Consider the following 16,662-nt stretch of genomic DNA (forward strand, 5'->3'; position numbering starts at 1 on the left):
TCAGAACAGCTCTTTGGCCAGCAGCTGCAGCGTCGCGACGCGCGCCGGTGCGGTGTCGGGCCCGGTGCCGCGGCGGGCCGAGGCCACCGGGTTCACCATCACCTCGTCGACGCCGAAATGCTCGGCGAGCGCTCGGATCTGCTCGGCGGCCTCCGCCGGCGTCCCCAGGATGGCGCGTCGCAGACCGCTGTCGACGATCGCCTGCTGCTGTCCGGTCAACTCGGCCACGGCCGCCTCCTCCACCAGCGGCACCGGACCGAGCGGCTGCCCGGTCCGCAACCTGGCCATCATCTGCAGGTTGGGCAGCATCAACGCCGTTGCCTCCTCCCGGGTTTCGGCCACCGCCGCGTTGACCGTCAGAAACGTCCGCGGCTCGGCGGCAAACGCGCTGGGCGTGAAGCGGGCGCGGTAGACCTCGAGCGCCTCGTCGGTTCCCTTGCCGGAGAAGTGATGTGCGAACACGTACGGCAGCCCCTTGGCGGCGGCCAAGTGCGCCGAATACATCGACGAACCCAGCAGCCACAGGCGCGGTTCGGTCACGGCGGCCGGGGTGGCCTTGAGCGTGTAGTCGCCCGAGCGCAACGGAACCCGCACGCCGCGCGCGCTCATCAGTGCCGCCACGTCGTCGAGGTATTCGGGAAAGTTCTCGATGTCCCGGCCGTCCTGCCCGCCCCGCAGCGCGTAGGAGGTCACCGGGTCGGATCCCGGCGCGCGGCCGATGCCGAGGTCGATGCGCCCGGGGGCGGCCGCTTCCAGCAGCGCGAATTGTTCGGCCACCGCCAGCGGCGCGTGGTTGGGCAGCATCACCCCACCCGAGCCGAGCCGCAGCTGCGAGGTCTGGGGTGCCAGATAGGCGAGCACCACCGGCGGGCTGGTGGCACCGACGGAAGGCATGTTGTGGTGCTCGGCAACCCAGTAGCGGGTAAAACCCAACCGATCCGCGGCCTGCGCCAGCTGCACGGTGGCCGCCAGCGCGTCGCCGGTCGTCTGGTCGGTGCGCACCGGGATGAGATCAAGGACGGAAAGACGCACGATGGCGTCAACGCGCGCGGGCCGGCAAACGTTCCCGAACCCGCCCTAGTAGTCCTTGAGGGCGATCGACGAGACGATGCGGTCGAACACCTGCTGCGGAATCGGGGCGCCGCCGGGAATGTTGTCCACGACCAACCATTGGTTGCGCTGCACGTAGTCCGCGAATTCGCGGTGGTAGTTGGCGAATCCGCGCGCGTGGTCGGCGGTCCCGTCCGAGGTGGCGGACTTGAGCTCGCCGGCGAGGATGTAGGCGCCCAGCAGCGCGACGCTGGTTCCCTGGCCCGACAGCGGTGAGCAGCAATACCCGGCGTCGCCGACCAGTACCACGCGGCCGTGCGACCAGCGGTCCATCTTGATCTGCGACATCTCGTCGAAGTAGAAATCGGGCGCGGTCCGCATGTACTCCAGCAGTTGGGGGCGAACCCATCCTTCCCCGGCCATCCGCCGCTCCAGCTCGGCGAACTGGGCCTCGGCGTCGCGGTAGTCGATCCGCAGCTCCGGGTCCATGAAACCCAACATGGCCCGGGCCTCCGCGTTGTGACGCGCGCTGTAGATCCCCGCCATGGTGGAGTCCCCGTAGTGCCACATCTGCCAGTGGTCGAGGTCCAAGAAATTGGGCACGGTGAAGATCGCCGCGTGCGTGCCCAGCCGTTCGATGACGTTCTCCTCCGGCCCGAACACCAGTCGCCGCACGTTGGAGTGCAATCCGTCGGCGCCGATGACGAGGTCGAATTCCCGTGGTGCGGCACGCTCGAAGATGACGCGGACGGCCGTGCCATCGTCGTCCAACGCGGTGACGGTGTCGTCGAAAAGGTAATCGGTCGTCCATTGGCTTGCGCCGTAGAGCAATTCGATTAAGTCGTCGCGCAGCAGTTCGATGTCTGGGCTGTCGATGCGCCCGCCGGTCGGTGTCGATTCGGTGTCGCGGGACAGCTCATTGCCGTCACGGTCGACGACGGAGGAGCCGCGGATTTGCGTCTTGCGCTTCTCGGCGGCGGCCAGCAGCCCCATGCGGTCGAGCACGGTCAGCGCCGGGCCGCGCACGTCGATCGCCTGGCCGCCCGGCCGCGGCCCGCGATGACGCTCCACCACCGTCACCGAATGGCCATGCCGCCCAAGCCAAAACGCGGCCGCCGTGCCCGCCACGCTGGCGCCGGAAACGAGAATCTCGCTCACTTGATCCCTGCCAGTTCTTTTGCGTCCCGGAAGATGTCGTCGAGCATTGCTGGTGTCAACCTACCGGTGAACATGTTTTGCTGGCTCGGGTGGTAGCAGCCGAGCAACCGCACCCCGGGGGCGAGGTCGGCAACGGCGCCGTGGCCGAACCGGGGCTTGGGTCCCGCGGCTCGACCGGGGGTGCCCGGCAGTCGCAGCGCGATCTGCCAGCCGAATCCGCCGAGGGCCACGACCACGCGAACGTGGTCGGCCACCAGCTGCCACTCGGCCTGCAGCCAGGGCCAGCAGGTGTCCCGCTCGGCGGGGGTCGGGGCGTTGGCCGGAGGCGCACACCGCACCGGTGCGACGATGCGAATCTGCTTGGTAGCCAACCCATCCGCGGCGTCCACGCTGGTGGGCTGGTTCACCAGCCCGGCCCGGTACAGCGCGGCGTACAACTGGTCGCCCGAGCGGTCGCCGGTGAACATCCGGCCGGTGCGGTTGGCGCCGTGGGCGGCGGGCGCCAGCCCGACGATGAGCAGCCGCGGCCGCGCCGCTCCCCAGCTGGGTACGGGCCGGCCCCAATACGGTTGGTCGGCGAAGGCCCGCCGTTTGACCCTCGCCACCTCCTCGCGCCAGTCGACCAGCCGCGGACAGGCCCGGCACACGCTGACCAGGGCGTCGAGCTCGGGGATCGAGGTGGCCTGTTCCGCGAGGGCGACGACCCGAGCGGCATCGGCCGCCACCGGGGTCTGCGGCGTGGCCGGGTCACCCGGCCATCCGGTGCCCGCGCCAACCGGAGAGTCGAACGGCTGGCCGGTACGCGGGTGGTCGAGCACATGAACATCCTGCATTCAGTGGCCACGTCGTGCAGACCCGGGCACCGTCCGGGGCCGCGACACGGGCTTACTATCGGGCCGTGAGCTCTGACGCCCTGGCCAGCCTGATCGCCGACCTGCCCGACGGGATGGTCGTCACCGATCCCACCGTGACCGAGGGCTATCGCCAAGACCGCGCGTTCGACCCGTCGGCCGGCAAACCGCTGGCCGTGGTGCGACCGCGGCGCACCGAAGAGGTGCAGACCGTGCTGCGCTGGGCCACCGCTAATCGGGTGCCCGTCGTGCCCCGGGGCGCCGGGAGCGGCCTGTCCGGCGGGGCGACCGCCCTGGACAACTGCATCGTGCTCTCGACCGAGAAGATGCGCGACATCTCGGTCGACCCGGTGACGCGGACCGCCGTATGCCAGCCCGGGCTGTTCAACGCCGAGGTGAAAAAGGCCGCAGCCGAACACGGCCTGTGGTATCCGCCGGATCCGTCCTCGTTCGAGATCTGCAGCATCGGCGGCAACATCGCCACCAACGCCGGGGGGCTGTGCTGCGTGAAGTACGGCGTCACCACCGACTATGTGCTGGGCATGCAGGTGGTGCTGGCCGACGGGACCGCGGTCCGGCTGGGCGGGCCGCGGCTCAAGGACGTCGCGGGCCTGTCGCTGACCAAACTCTTCGTCGGCAGCGAAGGCACGCTGGGCGTCGTCACGGAGGTGACGCTGCGGCTGGTACCCAAGCAGAACGCGTCCAGCGTCGTCGTCGCCACCTTCGCCTCGGTGCAGGACGCGGTCGACGCGGTGCTCGGGGTCACCGCCCGGCTTCGCCCCTCGATGCTGGAGTTCATGGACTCGGTGGCGATCAACGCCGTCGAGGACACCCTGCGCATGGACCTGGACCGCGGGGCGGCGGCCATGCTGGTGGCCGGGTCCGACGAGCGCGGCCGCGCCGGTAGCGAGGACGCCGAGATCATGGCCAAGGTCTTGGCGGAAAACGCTGCGACGGAAGTATTTTCGACCGACGATCCCGACGAGGGCGAAGCATTCGTCGTCGCGCGGCGGTTTTGCATCCCGGCCGTCGAAGCCAAGGGATCGCTGTTGCTCGAGGACGTCGGCGTGCCGCTTCCGGCGCTGGGCCGGCTGGTCACCGGGATCGCCGGCATCGCCGCCGAACGCGACCTGATGATCTCGGTGATCGCCCACGCCGGCGACGGCAACACCCACCCGTTGATCGTCTACGACCCCGCCGATGCCGACATGACCGAACGCGCCCACCTGGCATTCGGCGAGATCATGGACCTGGCCGTCGGTCTCGGCGGCACGATCACCGGCGAGCACGGGGTGGGCCGGTTGAAGCGGCCCTGGCTGGCTGGCTATCTCGGGCCCGAGGTGATGGACCTCAACCGGCGCATCAAGCAGGCGTTGGATCCGAAGGGCATCCTCAACCCCGGGTCGGGCATTTAGTTCTGGCTGCTGAGCGCCCGGCTGGCCGGGAAATCGATGTCGACTGCCCGGCTGGCCGAGCACTGGCGTCGCCGGGCGGTTGACATATCTCGGCTGCTGTCGTACGAATAAGACATGGCTGCTGTTATGTCTCAGAACGCACCGGTCGCCTTCCAGCTCGCGACCGCCGCCACCTGGTCGAACCCGTGGCCGATGTACCGCGCGCTGCGCGACCACGACCCCGTGCACCACGTCGTTCCGGCGAATTCTCCCGAGCATGACTACTACGTGTTGTCGCGGCACGCCGACGTGTGGGCGGCGGCCCGCGACCACGAAACCTTCTCCTCGGCAAAGGGCCTGACCGTCAACTATGACGATCTGGAACTGATTGGCCTGCAAGACAATCCACCGTTCGTGATGCAGGATCCACCGGTGCACACCCAGTTCCGCAAGCTGGTGTCGCGCGGGTTCACGCCGCGGCAGGTCGAGGCGGTGGAACCCAAGGTGCGGGAATTCGTCGTCGAGCGCATCGAGGGGTTGCGCGCGGCCGGCGGCGGTGACATCGTCACCGAGCTGTTCAAACCGCTGCCGTCGATGGTGGTCGCGCATTATCTCGGTGTGCCCGAAGAGGACTGGGTGCAGTTCGACGGCTGGACCCAGGCGATCGTCGCGGCCAACACCGCCGAGGGCGGCGTCGCGGGGGCACTGGAGACCGTCGGCGACGCGGTCGGGTCGATGATGGCCTACTTCACCGGCCTGATCGAACGTCGTCGCACCGACCCCGAGGACGACACGATCTCCCACCTGGTGACCGCGGGGGTGGGCGCCGACGGTGACGTCGCCGGCACGCTGTCGATCCTGGCGTTCACATTCACGATGGTGACCGGCGGCAACGACACCGTCACCGGCATGCTCGGCGGCTCGATGCCGCTGCTGCACGAGCGTCCCGATCAGCGAAAGTTGTTGGTGGACAACCCCGAATTGATCACCGACGCTGTCGAGGAGCTGCTGCGGATGACCTCACCGGTCCAGGGGTTGGCGCGCACGACCACCCGCGAGGTGACGATCGGCGACACCACCATTCCCGCCGGGCGCAGGGCGCTGCTGCTGTACGGGTCGGCCAACCGCGACGAACGCCAATACGGGCCCGACGCGGCCGAACTCGACGTGACCCGGTGCCCGCGCAACATTTTGACGTTCAGCCACGGCGCGCACCACTGCCTGGGCGCCGCCGCGGCCCGGATGCAGTCCCGGGTGGCGCTCACCGAGCTGCTGGCCCGATGCCCCGACTTCGAGGTCGACGAATCAGGGATCGCCTGGGCCGGGGGCAATTACGTGCGGCGGCCGCTGTCGGTGCCGATTCGAGTGGGGTCCTGATGCCGGGAAACGACTGGCTTTCCGCGCGGCGCAGCGAAGCGGCCGCCGACCGGATACTCGACGCGGCCGAGGAACTCTATACCCAGCGCGACTCGGATTCGATCGGCATGAACGAAATCGCCAGGGCCGCAGGGTGTTCCCGAGCGACGCTGTACCGGTATTTCGAGAATCGCGAGGCATTGCGCACCGCGTACGTGCACCGCGAGACCCACCGGCTCGGCCGCGCCATCCTCGCGCGCACCGGCGGCATCGAGGACCCGCACGAAAGACTGGTCGCGAGCATCCTGGTCACCTTGCAGATGGTGCGCGAGAGTCCCGCGCTGGCGTCGTGGTTCGCCACGACGCGCCCGCCAGTCGGCGGCGAGTTGGCGGGCCAGTCCGACGTGATCGCGGCCCTGGCGGCGGCGTTCCTGAACTCGTTGGGAGCCGATGATCCCGCGGTGGTGGAGCGCCGGGCGCGCTGGGTGGTCCGGGTGATCGTGTCGATGCTGCTGTTCCCGGGCCACGACGAAGCCGACGAGCGGGCGATGATCGAGGAATTCGTCGTGCCGATCGTGGCGCCGGTGTCCGCCCGCGGCTAGGGCCGCCGGATTCGTCGCGCTCCCGGGCCGGAAGCAATGTCCTCAGCGCCCGCCTCCAAGCAACGTCGGCTCGGCGCGCTGAGCAATGCGCTTGTCGCTGGGAGGCGGGCAAAGGCGCTAGTCGCGAACCCGCGTGAAACGGTGCAACAGCCACGCCAACGGGATCGTCAGCGCCAGCGTCGCGACGAACAGATAAAGCATCGGCCCGGTGTAGACGCGCGCGCCCACCACGTAGTCCATCGCGAATTCCATGGTGATCAGGTGGATCAGGAAGATTTCGTAGGAGATCTCCCCCAGCCACACCATGGGGCGGCTGGCCAACAGCCGCGAATACCATCCGTGATCCCCCAGCGCCAAGGGCGCCACCGCCAGTGCGGCGATCACGGCATAAAAACAGGTCTTGAACAACGCCTCGCTCAACGTCGCCGGGGAGGTGGTGGGCGCGCCGGCGATGGGTGTGGACGCGATGAAATAGCTGATGATCGCCAGCGGGATGGCCACAAACCCGTACGCGCGCACGCCCATCTCCTGCAACACGGTGAGCATCATGCCGGCGAGGAACCAGGCCAAATAGGTGGGCAGCCACAGCCGGGCGCCGTCGGGGAACCAGTGGTCGGTGTGCACGAGAACCAGCCACGCCGGGCTGATCAACGCCATCGCCGCGAGGGCGCCCAGCACCAGCTTCGGCTGCCATTGACGCCGGCATATCAACACCAGCAGCAGGTAGGCCAGCAGCGGGAGGATGACGTAGAACGAGGCCTCCACGGCCAGGCTCCACATCTGGGTCAGCCCCTGGTGCAGATACTTGCCCAGGTAGCCGTTGCAGTAGATCTGGGTCAGCGTCAGGTTGCGCGCCAACCCCAGCCACGAGTGCCCGGGGTTGGGCCCCGCCTCGCGGTAGTGGTACAGCACGTAGGCGAACAACACCGTGACGACGTAGGCGGGCATGATGCGCCGAACCCGGTGCCACGCATAGCGACTCAGCGACGGCGGCGGGCCGCCGGTTGCGGCGGACTTCACCCACGGGCGGAACAACAGGTAACCGGACAGCACGAAGAAGATCGGCACCCCGATCTCCATCCGGGAACCGACCAGGCCCCAATAGCCGTGGGTGTATTTGCCGGTGGTGTAGGCCGCGTGGGTGCCGACGACGAGCAGCGCGGCGACGGCCCGGACGCCCGTCAGCGAGGCGACGCGGTCGACGCGCGAGGTCTGCTCGAGTCCGCCCTGGGCGTCCTGTTCTTCGGACAGCGTCATTCGCCGTGTTTCCTGCGCGGTTTCCCGCCGTCCCGGCCGCCGCGGGCCTTGGCTGAGGACCTGTCCGGCTGAAGGTTGATCAACACCCCCGAGATGCGGGTCTGCTCAAGCCTTTTGAACGTCGACTTGGGCAACTTGGCCGGCAGTTCCACCAACGAGAAGTCCGGGCCGATCGCGATGTGGCCGAAGTCGCTGCGATGCAGCCCTCCCTCGTTGGCGATGGCGCCCACGATGGCGCCCGGACCGATCTTGTGGCGCTTGCCCACCGCGATGCGATACGTGGCGAACGGCCGTGTAGACCTTGGCTTTTCGGGGCGGTCGCGGCGCTCGGTGCGCCGCTCGCGACGCTCGGGCGGAGGTTCGGGCGACATCAGGAATTCCTCGCCGTCGCGGGATTGCAGGGCCAGCGCGGCGGCGATATCGGCCATCGGGGTGTCGTGTTCGCGTTCGTAGTCCTGGACCAGCTTGCGGAACAGGTCGATGCCGGGGGCCCCGAGCGCGGTGGTGATCGAATCGGCGAACTTGGCCACCCGTTGCGCGTTGACGTCCTCGACGGTGGGCAAGGCGGTTTCGGTGAGCGTTTGCCGCGTGGCCTTTTCGATCGCCTTGAGCAGGTGGCGCTCTCGCGGCGAAACGAACAGCAGCGCGGTGCCCGAACGTCCGGCCCTGCCGGTGCGCCCGATCCGGTGCACGTACGACTCGGTGTCATGCGGGATGTCGTAGTTGAGCACGTGCGAGATCCGCTCCACGTCGAGTCCGCGTGCGGCCACGTCGGTGGCGACCAGGATGTCGATGCTGCCGTCCTTTAAGGCGGCGACGGTCCGCTCGCGCTGGCCCTGCGGGATGTCCCCGTTGATGGCCGCGGCGGAGAAACCTCGCGCCCTTAGCTTTTCGGCGACTTCCTCGGTGGCCTGTTTGGTTCTGACGAAGACGATCATCGCCTCGAACGGCTCGACCTCGAGCACCCGGGTCAGCGCGTCCATCTTGCGGGGACCGGCGACCTGGATGTAGCGCTGCGAGATGTTCTCGGCGGTCGCGGTTTTCGCCTTGGTGCTGACCTCGAGCGGGTCGTGCAGGTACTTGGTGGTGAGCTTGCGGATCGCGGGCGGCATGGTCGCGGAGAACAGTGCCACCTGCTTGTATTCCGGGGTCTCCGACAGGATGCGATCGACCTCTTCGGCGAAGCCCATGGTGAGCATCTCGTCGGCCTCGTCGAGCACCAGGTAGTCGACGTGGGACAGGTCCAGCGTCCCCCGTTCGAGGTGGTCGATCACCCGGCCGGGCGTGCCGACCACCACGTGCGCCCCGCGCCGCAGCCCGGCCAGCTGCACGCTGTAGGACGAGCCGCCGTAGATCGGCAGCACGTTGATCTTGGGCAGGTGGGCTCCGTACCGGCTGAACGCCTCGGCGACCTGCAGGGCCAGCTCCCGGGTCGGGGCGAGCACCAGGGCTTGGGTGGCGGTGCTGGTGACGTCGATTTTGGACAGGATCGGGATCGCGAACGCGGCGGTCTTGCCGGTGCCGGTCTGCGCCAGCCCGACCACGTCGGAGCCCGCCATCAGCGCCGGGATCGTCGCGGCCTGGATACCGGTGGGTGATTCGTAGCCGACGTCGGCAACCGCCCGCAGCACCGAGGGGTGGATCTGCAGGTCGGCAAACGTCGTAGAGGCAGCCCCGGTCGAGCTGTCTGAGAGGGTCATCGCCCAAGAAGTCTAGTGGTGACCGGCTGTCCGGCGGTCCGCGTGATCATCAGCACAGCCGAGCGGGCCTCGGCCACGCCTGCCACACCCGCGGCGCCGATGACGGTACGGTGCGTCGATGTGTGGTCGCTACCGTGTCGTACCGAGCCACTGACCTGCTCGGCCGCTGTTGCATTGATCGCCGCCACTTTGACCGGCTGCGGTTCAGGAGATTCCACAGTCGCAAAGACACCGCAGGCAAGGACTTCTGAGACCCCGTCGATCACGGCCCCGGCCACGCCATTGCCGGCCGCCCAGCCGGGCAACGCGCCACCGGCCGATCCATGTGCGGTCAACCTCGCCTCGCCCACCATCGCGAAGGTGGTGTCCGAACTGCCACGCGACCCGCGCAGCCAGCAGCCGTGGAATCCCGAGCCGCTGGCCGGCAACTACAACCAGTGCGCGCAGCTGTCGGCGGTGATCATCAAGGCCAACACCAATGCGGTCAGCCCCACCACCCGCGCGGTGCTGTTCCACCTCGGTCAATTCATCCCGCAGGGCGTCCCCGACACCTACGGCTTCAACGGCATCGACCCGGCGCAAACCACGGGCGACACGGTGGCGCTGACCTATCCGGGCGGGATCCAGGGCCTCAACACCCACGTGAAGTTTCATTGGAACGGCAACGCCGTCGAACTGATCGGCAATACGCCCGCGCACTGATCCCGGGCACGCCCGCCCGGCGCGACCATCGTGTCGGAGCCCTGTCCTACAGTGGCTCCAGTGTTCGTGACCGGCGACAGCATCGTTTACAGCGCGTCGGACCTTGCCGCCGCCGCCCGCTGCGAATTCGCGCTGCTGCGGGATTTCGACGCCAAACTCGGCCGCGGGCCGGCGACCGCGATCGAGGACGAACTGCTCACGCGGACAGCCACCCTCGGCGACGAGCATGAGCGGCGCGAGCTCGCCCGATTGCGCGAGCGATTCGGCGATGCCGTCGCGGTCATCGGCCGCCCGGCCTACACACCCGCGGGGCTGGCGGCGGCCACCGACGCGACGCTGCGCGCCGTCGCCGACCACGCCCCCGCGGTGTATCAGGCCGCGATGTTCGACGGCCGCTTCCTCGGATTCGCCGACTTTCTGGTCCGCGACGGCGAGCAGTATCGGGTCGTCGACACCAAGCTGGCCCGCTCCGAAAAGGTGACCGCGCTGTTGCAACTGGCCGCCTACGCCGACGTGCTGGCGGCCTCGGGTGTGCCCGTCGCGCCCGAGGCCGAACTGCGGCTCGGCGACGGAACGGCCGTGCGGCACCGCGTCAGCGACCTGGTCCCGGTCTACCGATTGCAGCGGGTGCGGCTGCAGCGGCTGCTCGACGACCACCATGCGAGCGGCGCCGCGGTGCGATGGGACGACGAAAGCGTGGCCGCCTGTTTTCATTGCCCGTCGTGCATCGAGCAGCTGCGCGCCGCCGACGACGTGCTGTTGGTCGCCGGTCTGCGGGTAAGCCAGCGGGACAAGCTGTTCAAGGCCGGCATCACCACCGTCACCGAACTTGCCGCCCACAGCGGGCCGGTTCCCGAGCTGGCCGCGGGTGTCGTCACCGCCTTGACCACCCAGGCGAAACTGCAAGTGCGCCAACGCGATACGGGCGTTCCGCAGGTCCAGGTCATCGACGCGCAGCCACTGGCGCTGCTCCCCGAGCCGGACCCCGGTGATTTGTTCTTCGACTTCGAAGGCGACCCGCTGTGGACCGCCGACGGCCGCGAGTGGGGCCTGGAATACCTGTTCGGCGTCTTGGAGGCCGGGCCTACGGGCAGGTTTCGCCCGCTGTGGGCGCACAACCGGGCAGACGAACGCAAGGCGCTGACCGATTTCTTGGCGATGGTGGCCAAGCGGCGCAGGCGCCGCCCCAACATGCACATCTACCACTACGCACCCTACGAGAAGACCGCGTTGCTGCGGCTCGCCGGGCGCTACGGCGTCGGCGAGGACGAGGTCGACGAACTGCTGCGCAGCGGCACGCTGGTCGACCTTTATCCGTTGGTGCGCAGGAGCATTCGCGTCGGCGCGGAGTCATTCAGCCTCAAGGCGCTCGAACCGCTCTACATGGGGTCACAACTGCGCGCGGGCGACGTGACCACGGCGACCGGTTCGATCACCTCCTACGCGCGCTATTGCGAACTGCGCGCGGAGGGCCGCGGCGACGAGGCCGCCTCCGTGCTCAAGGAGATCGAGGACTACAACCACTACGACTGCCGGTCGACACAGGAACTGCGTAACTGGCTGATGTTGCGCGCCTACGAATCCGGTGTCGTACCGATCGGCGCCCAGCCCGTCGGCGACGGCAACACCGTCGAGGACCGCGACGAACTGGCGGTGACCCTGGCGGCGTTCACCGGGGCCGCCGGCATCGACGAGCGCACCCCGGAGCAGACGGCGGTGGCGCTGGTGGCCGCCGCGCGCGGCTACCACCGTCGCGAGGACAAGCCCTTCTGGTGGGCGCATTTCGACCGGTTGAACTTCCCGGTCGACGAATGGGCGGATAACACCGACGTGTTCGTCGCTGAGCGCGCGTCCGTCAGCGTCGACTGGCACACACCTCCCCGCGCGCGCAAACCCCAGCGGCGGCTGCAGCTACGCGGCGAACTCGCGCGTGGCGACCTGAAAAGCGACGTATTCGCGCTCTACAACCCGCCGGCGCCGCCGGGCATGACCGACAACCCGGACCGGCGGGCGGCCGGACGCGCCTCGGTCATCGAGGCCGACGATCCGGCGGTGCCCACCGAGGTGGTGGTCGTTGAACGAGTTGGCAGTGACGGCAACACCTTTGACCAATTGCCTTTTGCGCTGACTCCCGGCCCGCCCATCCCCACCACCGCCCTGCGGGAATCGATCGAGGCGACCGCCACCACGGTGGCCGCCGGATTGCCGCAGCTGCCGCACAGCGCCGTGGTCGACGTGCTGCTGCGCCGAGCGCCCCGGACGCGCAGCGCTGATCCCCTCCCGCACGGCGGTGACACCGTCGCCGACATCACCGCCGCGCTACTCGATCTGAACTCGTCGTACCTGGCGGTTCATGGGCCGCCCGGAACCGGCAAGACGCACACCGCCGCCCGGGTCATCCACGACCTGGTTACCCGACACGGCTGGCGCGTCGGTGTCGTCGCGCAATCGCACGCCACGGTGGAAAACCTGTTGGACTGCGTGATCGACGCCGGCCTGGATCCGCACCGCGTCGCGAAGAAGCGTTACGACCACCAGGCTCCGCGCTGGCAGGAGATCGACGGCGGCGCGTACGCGGCATTCCTCGCCGATACGCCGGGCTGTGTGATCGGCGGCACCGCATGGGATTTCGCCAACGCCAACCGGATACCGCCGGGGAGTTTGGATCTGCTGGTGATCGACGAGGCCGGCCAATTCTGTCTGGCCAATACCATCGCCGTGGCCGCGGCCGCCGCGAACCTGCTGCTGCTCGGAGACCCTCAGCAGTTGCCGCAAGTCAGCCAGGGCACCCATCCCGAGCCGGTGGACACCTCGGCGCTGGACTGGCTGGTCGACGGCCGTCGCACCCTGCCCGACGAACGTGGCTACTTCCTGGACCTCTCCTACCGGATGCACCCGGCCGTCTGCGCCGCGGTCTCGGCGCTGTCCTACGAGGGCAGGCTGCGCTCCCACGAATGCACCGCCGCCCGCCGCCTGGACGGGCATCGGCCGGGCGTGCAGCTGCTTTCGGTTGAGCACCAGGGCAATTCGACCGAAAGTCCCGAGGAGGCCGACGCGATCGCCGGCGAGATCGGGCGACTGCTCGGCGCGTCGTGGACCGATGAGCACGGCCGCCGAGCGTTGACGGCCGCCGATGTGCTGGTGCTGGCGCCCTACAACGCCCAGGTGGCACTGCTGCGTCGCCGGTTGAGCTCCGCCGGGCTCGGCGGGGTGCGGGTGGGGACCGTCGACAAGTTCCAGGGCGGACAGGCGCCCGTGGTGTTCATCTCGATGACGGTGTCCTCCATGGACGTGGTACCGCGCGGAATCTCCTTCCTGCTCAACAGGAATCGACTCAACGTGGCGGTCAGCCGGGCCCAAAATGCAGCGGTGATCGTGCGGTCGCCGTCGTTGACGGAGTACCTGCCCGCCACACCCGCGGGGCTGATCGATCTGGGCGCGTTCTTGGCGCTCACCCAACCCGATCTGCGCGGAGGCGCCTAATTGCCCGACGAGTGACGGCCGTGACCGGTGGGATCGTCGTCGGGATCGGGGCGGTGGTGCTGGCCCCGCAGCGGGTCGCCGTCGGTGAAGTGGTGACCCGACGGACCCCGGTGGGGGCGGCGCGGCGGTCGGGTGAGCCGGTCGACCGGCGGGCTGGGCTTGACCGAGCGCCGCACCGGCACCTGACGGAGGCGCTTTCCGCTGTCCAGATGAGACCCGTTGTGGGCAAATCCAATTGGCTGTGCCCGCGCAACCGGCTCGTCGAACACACGGTGCCACGAATCGTCCGGGCCCCGATGCCGCACCGCGGCGGGTGGGGGGGCCGCCGCATGAGCACGCTCCCCTGACGGCGGGTTGCCGCGCCCGACATCGGGTTCACGCACCAGAACGAACTCGACGTATTCGTCGTCGTCGTAGTCGTCGTCGACGATGTCATCCTCGTCGGGCCCGAAGGGGTCGCCGCCCCGGCCGGTGCGGGACCAGGGCGCGAAGCCCACCAAGAACAGGGCGGCAATGATCCCGAACAACGCGATGAACGCCGGCAACAGCACCGACTGCGACATCGCGGCGGCAAACGGTTCGCGCAGAAACCGCGGCAGCTGCAACGTGGCGGCGTCCTCGTCGATGCCCCCACCGGCGGGCCGCCGCGGCATCTCGGCGGTGATCCGCCAGGTCATGAACGCGGCCATGCCGGCGCTGCCGAGCACCGCGCCGAGCTGGCGCACGGAGTTGTACACCGCAGAGCCCGCACCGGCCAGGTGCGCCGGCAGGTTGCGCGTCGCGGTCGCGGTCAGCGGCGACCACACGAACGCCATGCCGACGCCCATCGCGAAGAACGGCAAGACCAGCCGCCAGATCGGGGTCGTCGGCGACATGTCGAAGGTCAGCCAGGTCAGCGCGATCGCCAGCACCGAAAAGCCGAAACCGAGCACCGGCCGGGGATGGTAGTTGTCGACGATCTTGCCGACGAACGGCGCGAACACCCCGTTGGCGATCGCCATCGGCGCGATCAGCAAGGCCGAGCGCGTCGGCGACAGCCCGCAGACGGCCTGCGCGTAGAACGTCAGCGGCAGCATCATCGCCGTTGCGGTGAACGAGACGATGGCGACCCCGACGTTGCACAGGCTGAAGTCGCGGTCACCGAAGATCACCAACGGAATCAGCGGCTCGTGGGGGTTCACCGACTGCCAGAACACGAACACCGTCATGAACCCGAAGCCCGCGACGATCAACGCCCAGATCCACGGCTCCCAATGCGCGGCCTGCCCCTGTTGCAGCCCGAACACGATCAAGAACATGCCCACCCCGGACAGCCCGACCCCGATCAGATCGAACCGGTGTGACTGGGTGGGCAGCACCGGGATCAGCCAGTACGCCAATGCCAGCCCGATCACGCCGACCGGGACGTTGACGAAGAAGATCCACTGCCAGCCCAGCCCGTCGACCAGCACGCCGCCGGCCAGCGGGCCCACGAGGCTGGCGGCTCCCGCGGTGGCCCCCCACAGGCTCACCGCGATGCCGCGCCGCTCCGGCGGGAAGATCCGGGTGATCGTCGACAAGGTTTGCGGGGTGAGCACGCCGGCTCCGATACCTTGCGCGACGCGGGCCGCGATCAGCATGGCGGCGCTGCCCGACAGCCCGCACCACACCGAGGAGACGGTGAAGACCACCAGGCCGATCAGGTACAGGTTCTTGGGGCCGAACCGGTCGCCGAGGCGGCCCGCCACGAGCAGCACGACGGCGTAACCCAGCAGGTAGGCGCTGGTCACCCAGACCACGGTGTCGTAGCCGATGCGCAGGTTGGCCATGATGGTCGGGTTTGCGATCGCGACGATGGTCGAGTCGACCATGATCATGAAGAAGCCGATCATCATCGCCCAAAGCGGGTTCCAGGGATTCTGCGAGTGCGGCGAGCTGCGGGTGATGAAATCCCAACGATGGGCGGCCCGCGTCGGCCCGGAACCCGCACGCCGCTCACCCCCGGGCATGCGGGGCGCAGCCGTGGTCATCCACCCCACCTCGTTTCGCTCCCGACGATGCCGTTACGCCGCACCTGCCCGTCCGGTCGATCGGCCTGAACTCCCAGGTCATCGACCGCGCGCGGCGAACCGTTCACCACGACGACCGGCCGGCGGCACGGCCGTCGCAGACATCCAGCCTGCATTATTCCCGGCGGCGCAAGAGGGCCGGCAGCCACGGATCCGGTCGGCGTCGATAACGGCGTCAGGATTTGGCGCGGGCACGTTAGCCTGAAAGAACCCCATTTGCAGGAGAGACACTATGCGGGCCCGACGGAACAGGTCGCCGAAGCGGTTATTCACCATGGCCAACGCGGGAGAGGCGCCGACCGGCAAGAACGGTCGACCCAAGATGTCCGCGCGGGCGTTGGCGCAGGTCATCGAGCGCAGCTCGCGGATACAGGGCCCCGCCGCCGAGGCCTATGTGACCCGGCTGCGCAACGCCGATCCCGATGCCAGCCCGGCCGAGATCCTGGCCAAGCTGCAGAAGCGTTACGTGGCCATGGTGACGGCCGGCGGTGTTGCGGTGGGAGCCGCGGCGACCGTCCCCGGAATCGGCACGTTGAGTGCCCTGTCCGCGGCGGCGGCGGAAACGGTGACGTTCCTCGAGGCCACCGCGTTCTTCGTGTTGGCGGTCGCGGTGGTCCACGACATTCCGGCCGATCACCGGGAACGGCGCCGCGCCCTGGTGCTGGCGGTGCTTGTCGGTGACAACAGCGAGCAAGCCGTCACGCAGTTGATCGGTCCGCGGCGCACCAACGGCGGCTGGATTTCCGAGAGCCTGGCCGCGCTTCCGCTGTCGTCGATGTCGGGACTGAACTCGCGGCTGCTCAAGTCGTGGGTCAGGAAGTACACGGTGCGGCGGGGCGCCCTGTTGTTCGGCAAACTGCTGCCGGTCGGGATCGGGGTCGTGGTGGGAGCGGTCGGCAACTACCTCGCCGGCAAGAAGATGGTCCGCAACGCCAACCGGGCGTTCGGCCCCCCACCCGGGCGCTGGCCCCGCGCGCTGCATCTGGTGCCCCCGATCCACGAAGCCGGCTGACCCGCCCCGGGGCCCCCGGTCGCCCTGGCAGATTGGTGGCGAGAGGTTA

12 protein-coding genes are annotated in these 16,662 nt (G+C 68.8%); 6 read left to right on the top strand and 6 right to left on the bottom strand.

What is annotated here, in order from left to right:
- From QGN30_RS21320 to QGN30_RS21330, 3 genes are read right to left on the bottom strand one after another with little or no spacing between them, the layout of a single operon-like run.
- Entirely contained in the window at positions 1-1,032 is a 1,032-nt protein-coding gene (locus QGN30_RS21320) for an LLM class flavin-dependent oxidoreductase (RefSeq protein ID WP_248923562.1), read from the bottom strand.
- Between the two features lie 45 nt (positions 1,033-1,077).
- Entirely contained in the window at positions 1,078-2,208 is a 1,131-nt protein-coding gene (locus QGN30_RS21325; RefSeq protein WP_248923561.1) for an FAD-binding protein, read from the bottom strand.
- Entirely contained in the window at positions 2,205-3,041 is an 837-nt protein-coding gene (locus tag QGN30_RS21330) for a uracil-DNA glycosylase (protein ID WP_248923560.1), read from the bottom strand. Before QGN30_RS21330 ends, QGN30_RS21325 begins: the two co-directional genes overlap by 4 nt.
- A gap of 65 nt (positions 3,042-3,106) precedes the next feature.
- On the opposite strand from QGN30_RS21330, the gene QGN30_RS21335 reads away from it, so the two are divergent.
- The 3 genes from QGN30_RS21335 (at position 3,107) to QGN30_RS21345 (ending at position 6,411) form a co-directional block, all read left to right on the top strand.
- Entirely contained in the window at positions 3,107-4,474 is a 1,368-nt protein-coding gene (locus QGN30_RS21335) for an FAD-binding oxidoreductase (protein ID WP_008254690.1), read from the top strand.
- A 114-nt stretch (positions 4,475-4,588) separates the two neighbouring features.
- A complete protein-coding gene (locus tag QGN30_RS21340; RefSeq protein WP_008254689.1) occupies positions 4,589-5,830 on the top strand; it encodes a cytochrome P450 in 1,242 nt (413 codons plus the stop codon).
- Positions 5,830-6,411: a TetR/AcrR family transcriptional regulator gene (locus tag QGN30_RS21345; protein ID WP_008254688.1), complete on the top strand. Its 582-nt coding sequence runs from the start codon at positions 5,830-5,832 to the stop codon at positions 6,409-6,411. The genes QGN30_RS21340 and QGN30_RS21345 overlap by 1 nt, the downstream gene beginning before the upstream one ends.
- A gap of 117 nt (positions 6,412-6,528) precedes the next feature.
- Here the strand turns inward: QGN30_RS21345 and QGN30_RS21350 are convergent, their stop codons facing one another.
- Both QGN30_RS21350 and QGN30_RS21355 read right to left on the bottom strand, forming a co-directional pair.
- Complete coding sequence (locus QGN30_RS21350; RefSeq protein ID WP_014382023.1) at positions 6,529-7,668, bottom strand: acyltransferase family protein; 1,140 nt, start codon at positions 7,666-7,668, stop codon at positions 6,529-6,531.
- Complete coding sequence (locus tag QGN30_RS21355) at positions 7,665-9,368, bottom strand: DEAD/DEAH box helicase (protein WP_014382022.1); 1,704 nt, start codon at positions 9,366-9,368, stop codon at positions 7,665-7,667. The genes QGN30_RS21350 and QGN30_RS21355 overlap by 4 nt, the downstream gene beginning before the upstream one ends.
- Before the next feature lie 99 nt (positions 9,369-9,467).
- Between QGN30_RS21355 and QGN30_RS21360 the strand changes: the two genes are divergently transcribed.
- Both QGN30_RS21360 and QGN30_RS21365 read left to right on the top strand, forming a co-directional pair.
- Positions 9,468-10,070 (top strand): LppP/LprE family lipoprotein, encoded by a 603-nt coding sequence (locus tag QGN30_RS21360; RefSeq protein ID WP_036390547.1) that lies wholly within the window; start codon positions 9,468-9,470, stop codon positions 10,068-10,070.
- Positions 10,071-10,130: 60 nt separating this feature from the next.
- Positions 10,131-13,553, top strand: coding sequence for a TM0106 family RecB-like putative nuclease (locus QGN30_RS21365; RefSeq protein ID WP_036458364.1), 3,423 nt, complete (start codon positions 10,131-10,133; stop codon positions 13,551-13,553).
- Here QGN30_RS21365 and QGN30_RS21370 read toward each other — a convergent pair.
- Positions 13,550-15,562, bottom strand: a complete 2,013-nt coding sequence (locus tag QGN30_RS21370) for an MFS transporter (protein ID WP_248923559.1) — start codon at positions 15,560-15,562, stop codon at positions 13,550-13,552. The genes QGN30_RS21365 and QGN30_RS21370 overlap by 4 nt on opposite strands.
- A gap of 271 nt (positions 15,563-15,833) precedes the next feature.
- Between QGN30_RS21370 and QGN30_RS21375 the strand changes: the two genes are divergently transcribed.
- Entirely contained in the window at positions 15,834-16,613 is a 780-nt protein-coding gene (locus QGN30_RS21375; RefSeq protein ID WP_029385054.1) for a hypothetical protein, read from the top strand.
- Positions 16,614-16,662: the final 49 nt, after the last annotated feature.

This window comes from Mycobacterium sp. 3-98, from assembly GCF_035918355.1.
GTDB classification, from domain to species: domain Bacteria; phylum Actinomycetota; class Actinomycetes; order Mycobacteriales; family Mycobacteriaceae; genus Mycobacterium; species Mycobacterium intracellulare.

Coding starts and splice junctions, on each gene's coding strand:
- QGN30_RS21330 (WP_248923560.1), bottom strand. CDS start 3,041: ATGCAGGATGTTCATGTGCTCGACCACCCGCGTACCGGCCAGCCGTTC.
- QGN30_RS21340 (WP_008254689.1), top strand. CDS start 4,589: ATGGCTGCTGTTATGTCTCAGAACGCACCGGTCGCCTTCCAGCTCGCG.
- QGN30_RS21345 (WP_008254688.1), top strand. CDS start 5,830: ATGCCGGGAAACGACTGGCTTTCCGCGCGGCGCAGCGAAGCGGCCGCC.
- QGN30_RS21350 (WP_014382023.1), bottom strand. CDS start 7,668: ATGACGCTGTCCGAAGAACAGGACGCCCAGGGCGGACTCGAGCAGACC.
- QGN30_RS21355 (WP_014382022.1), bottom strand. CDS start 9,368: ATGACCCTCTCAGACAGCTCGACCGGGGCTGCCTCTACGACGTTTGCC.
- QGN30_RS21360 (WP_036390547.1), top strand. CDS start 9,468: ATGACGGTACGGTGCGTCGATGTGTGGTCGCTACCGTGTCGTACCGAG.
- QGN30_RS21370 (WP_248923559.1), bottom strand. CDS start 15,562: ATGACCACGGCTGCGCCCCGCATGCCCGGGGGTGAGCGGCGTGCGGGT.
- QGN30_RS21375 (WP_029385054.1), top strand. CDS start 15,834: ATGCGGGCCCGACGGAACAGGTCGCCGAAGCGGTTATTCACCATGGCC.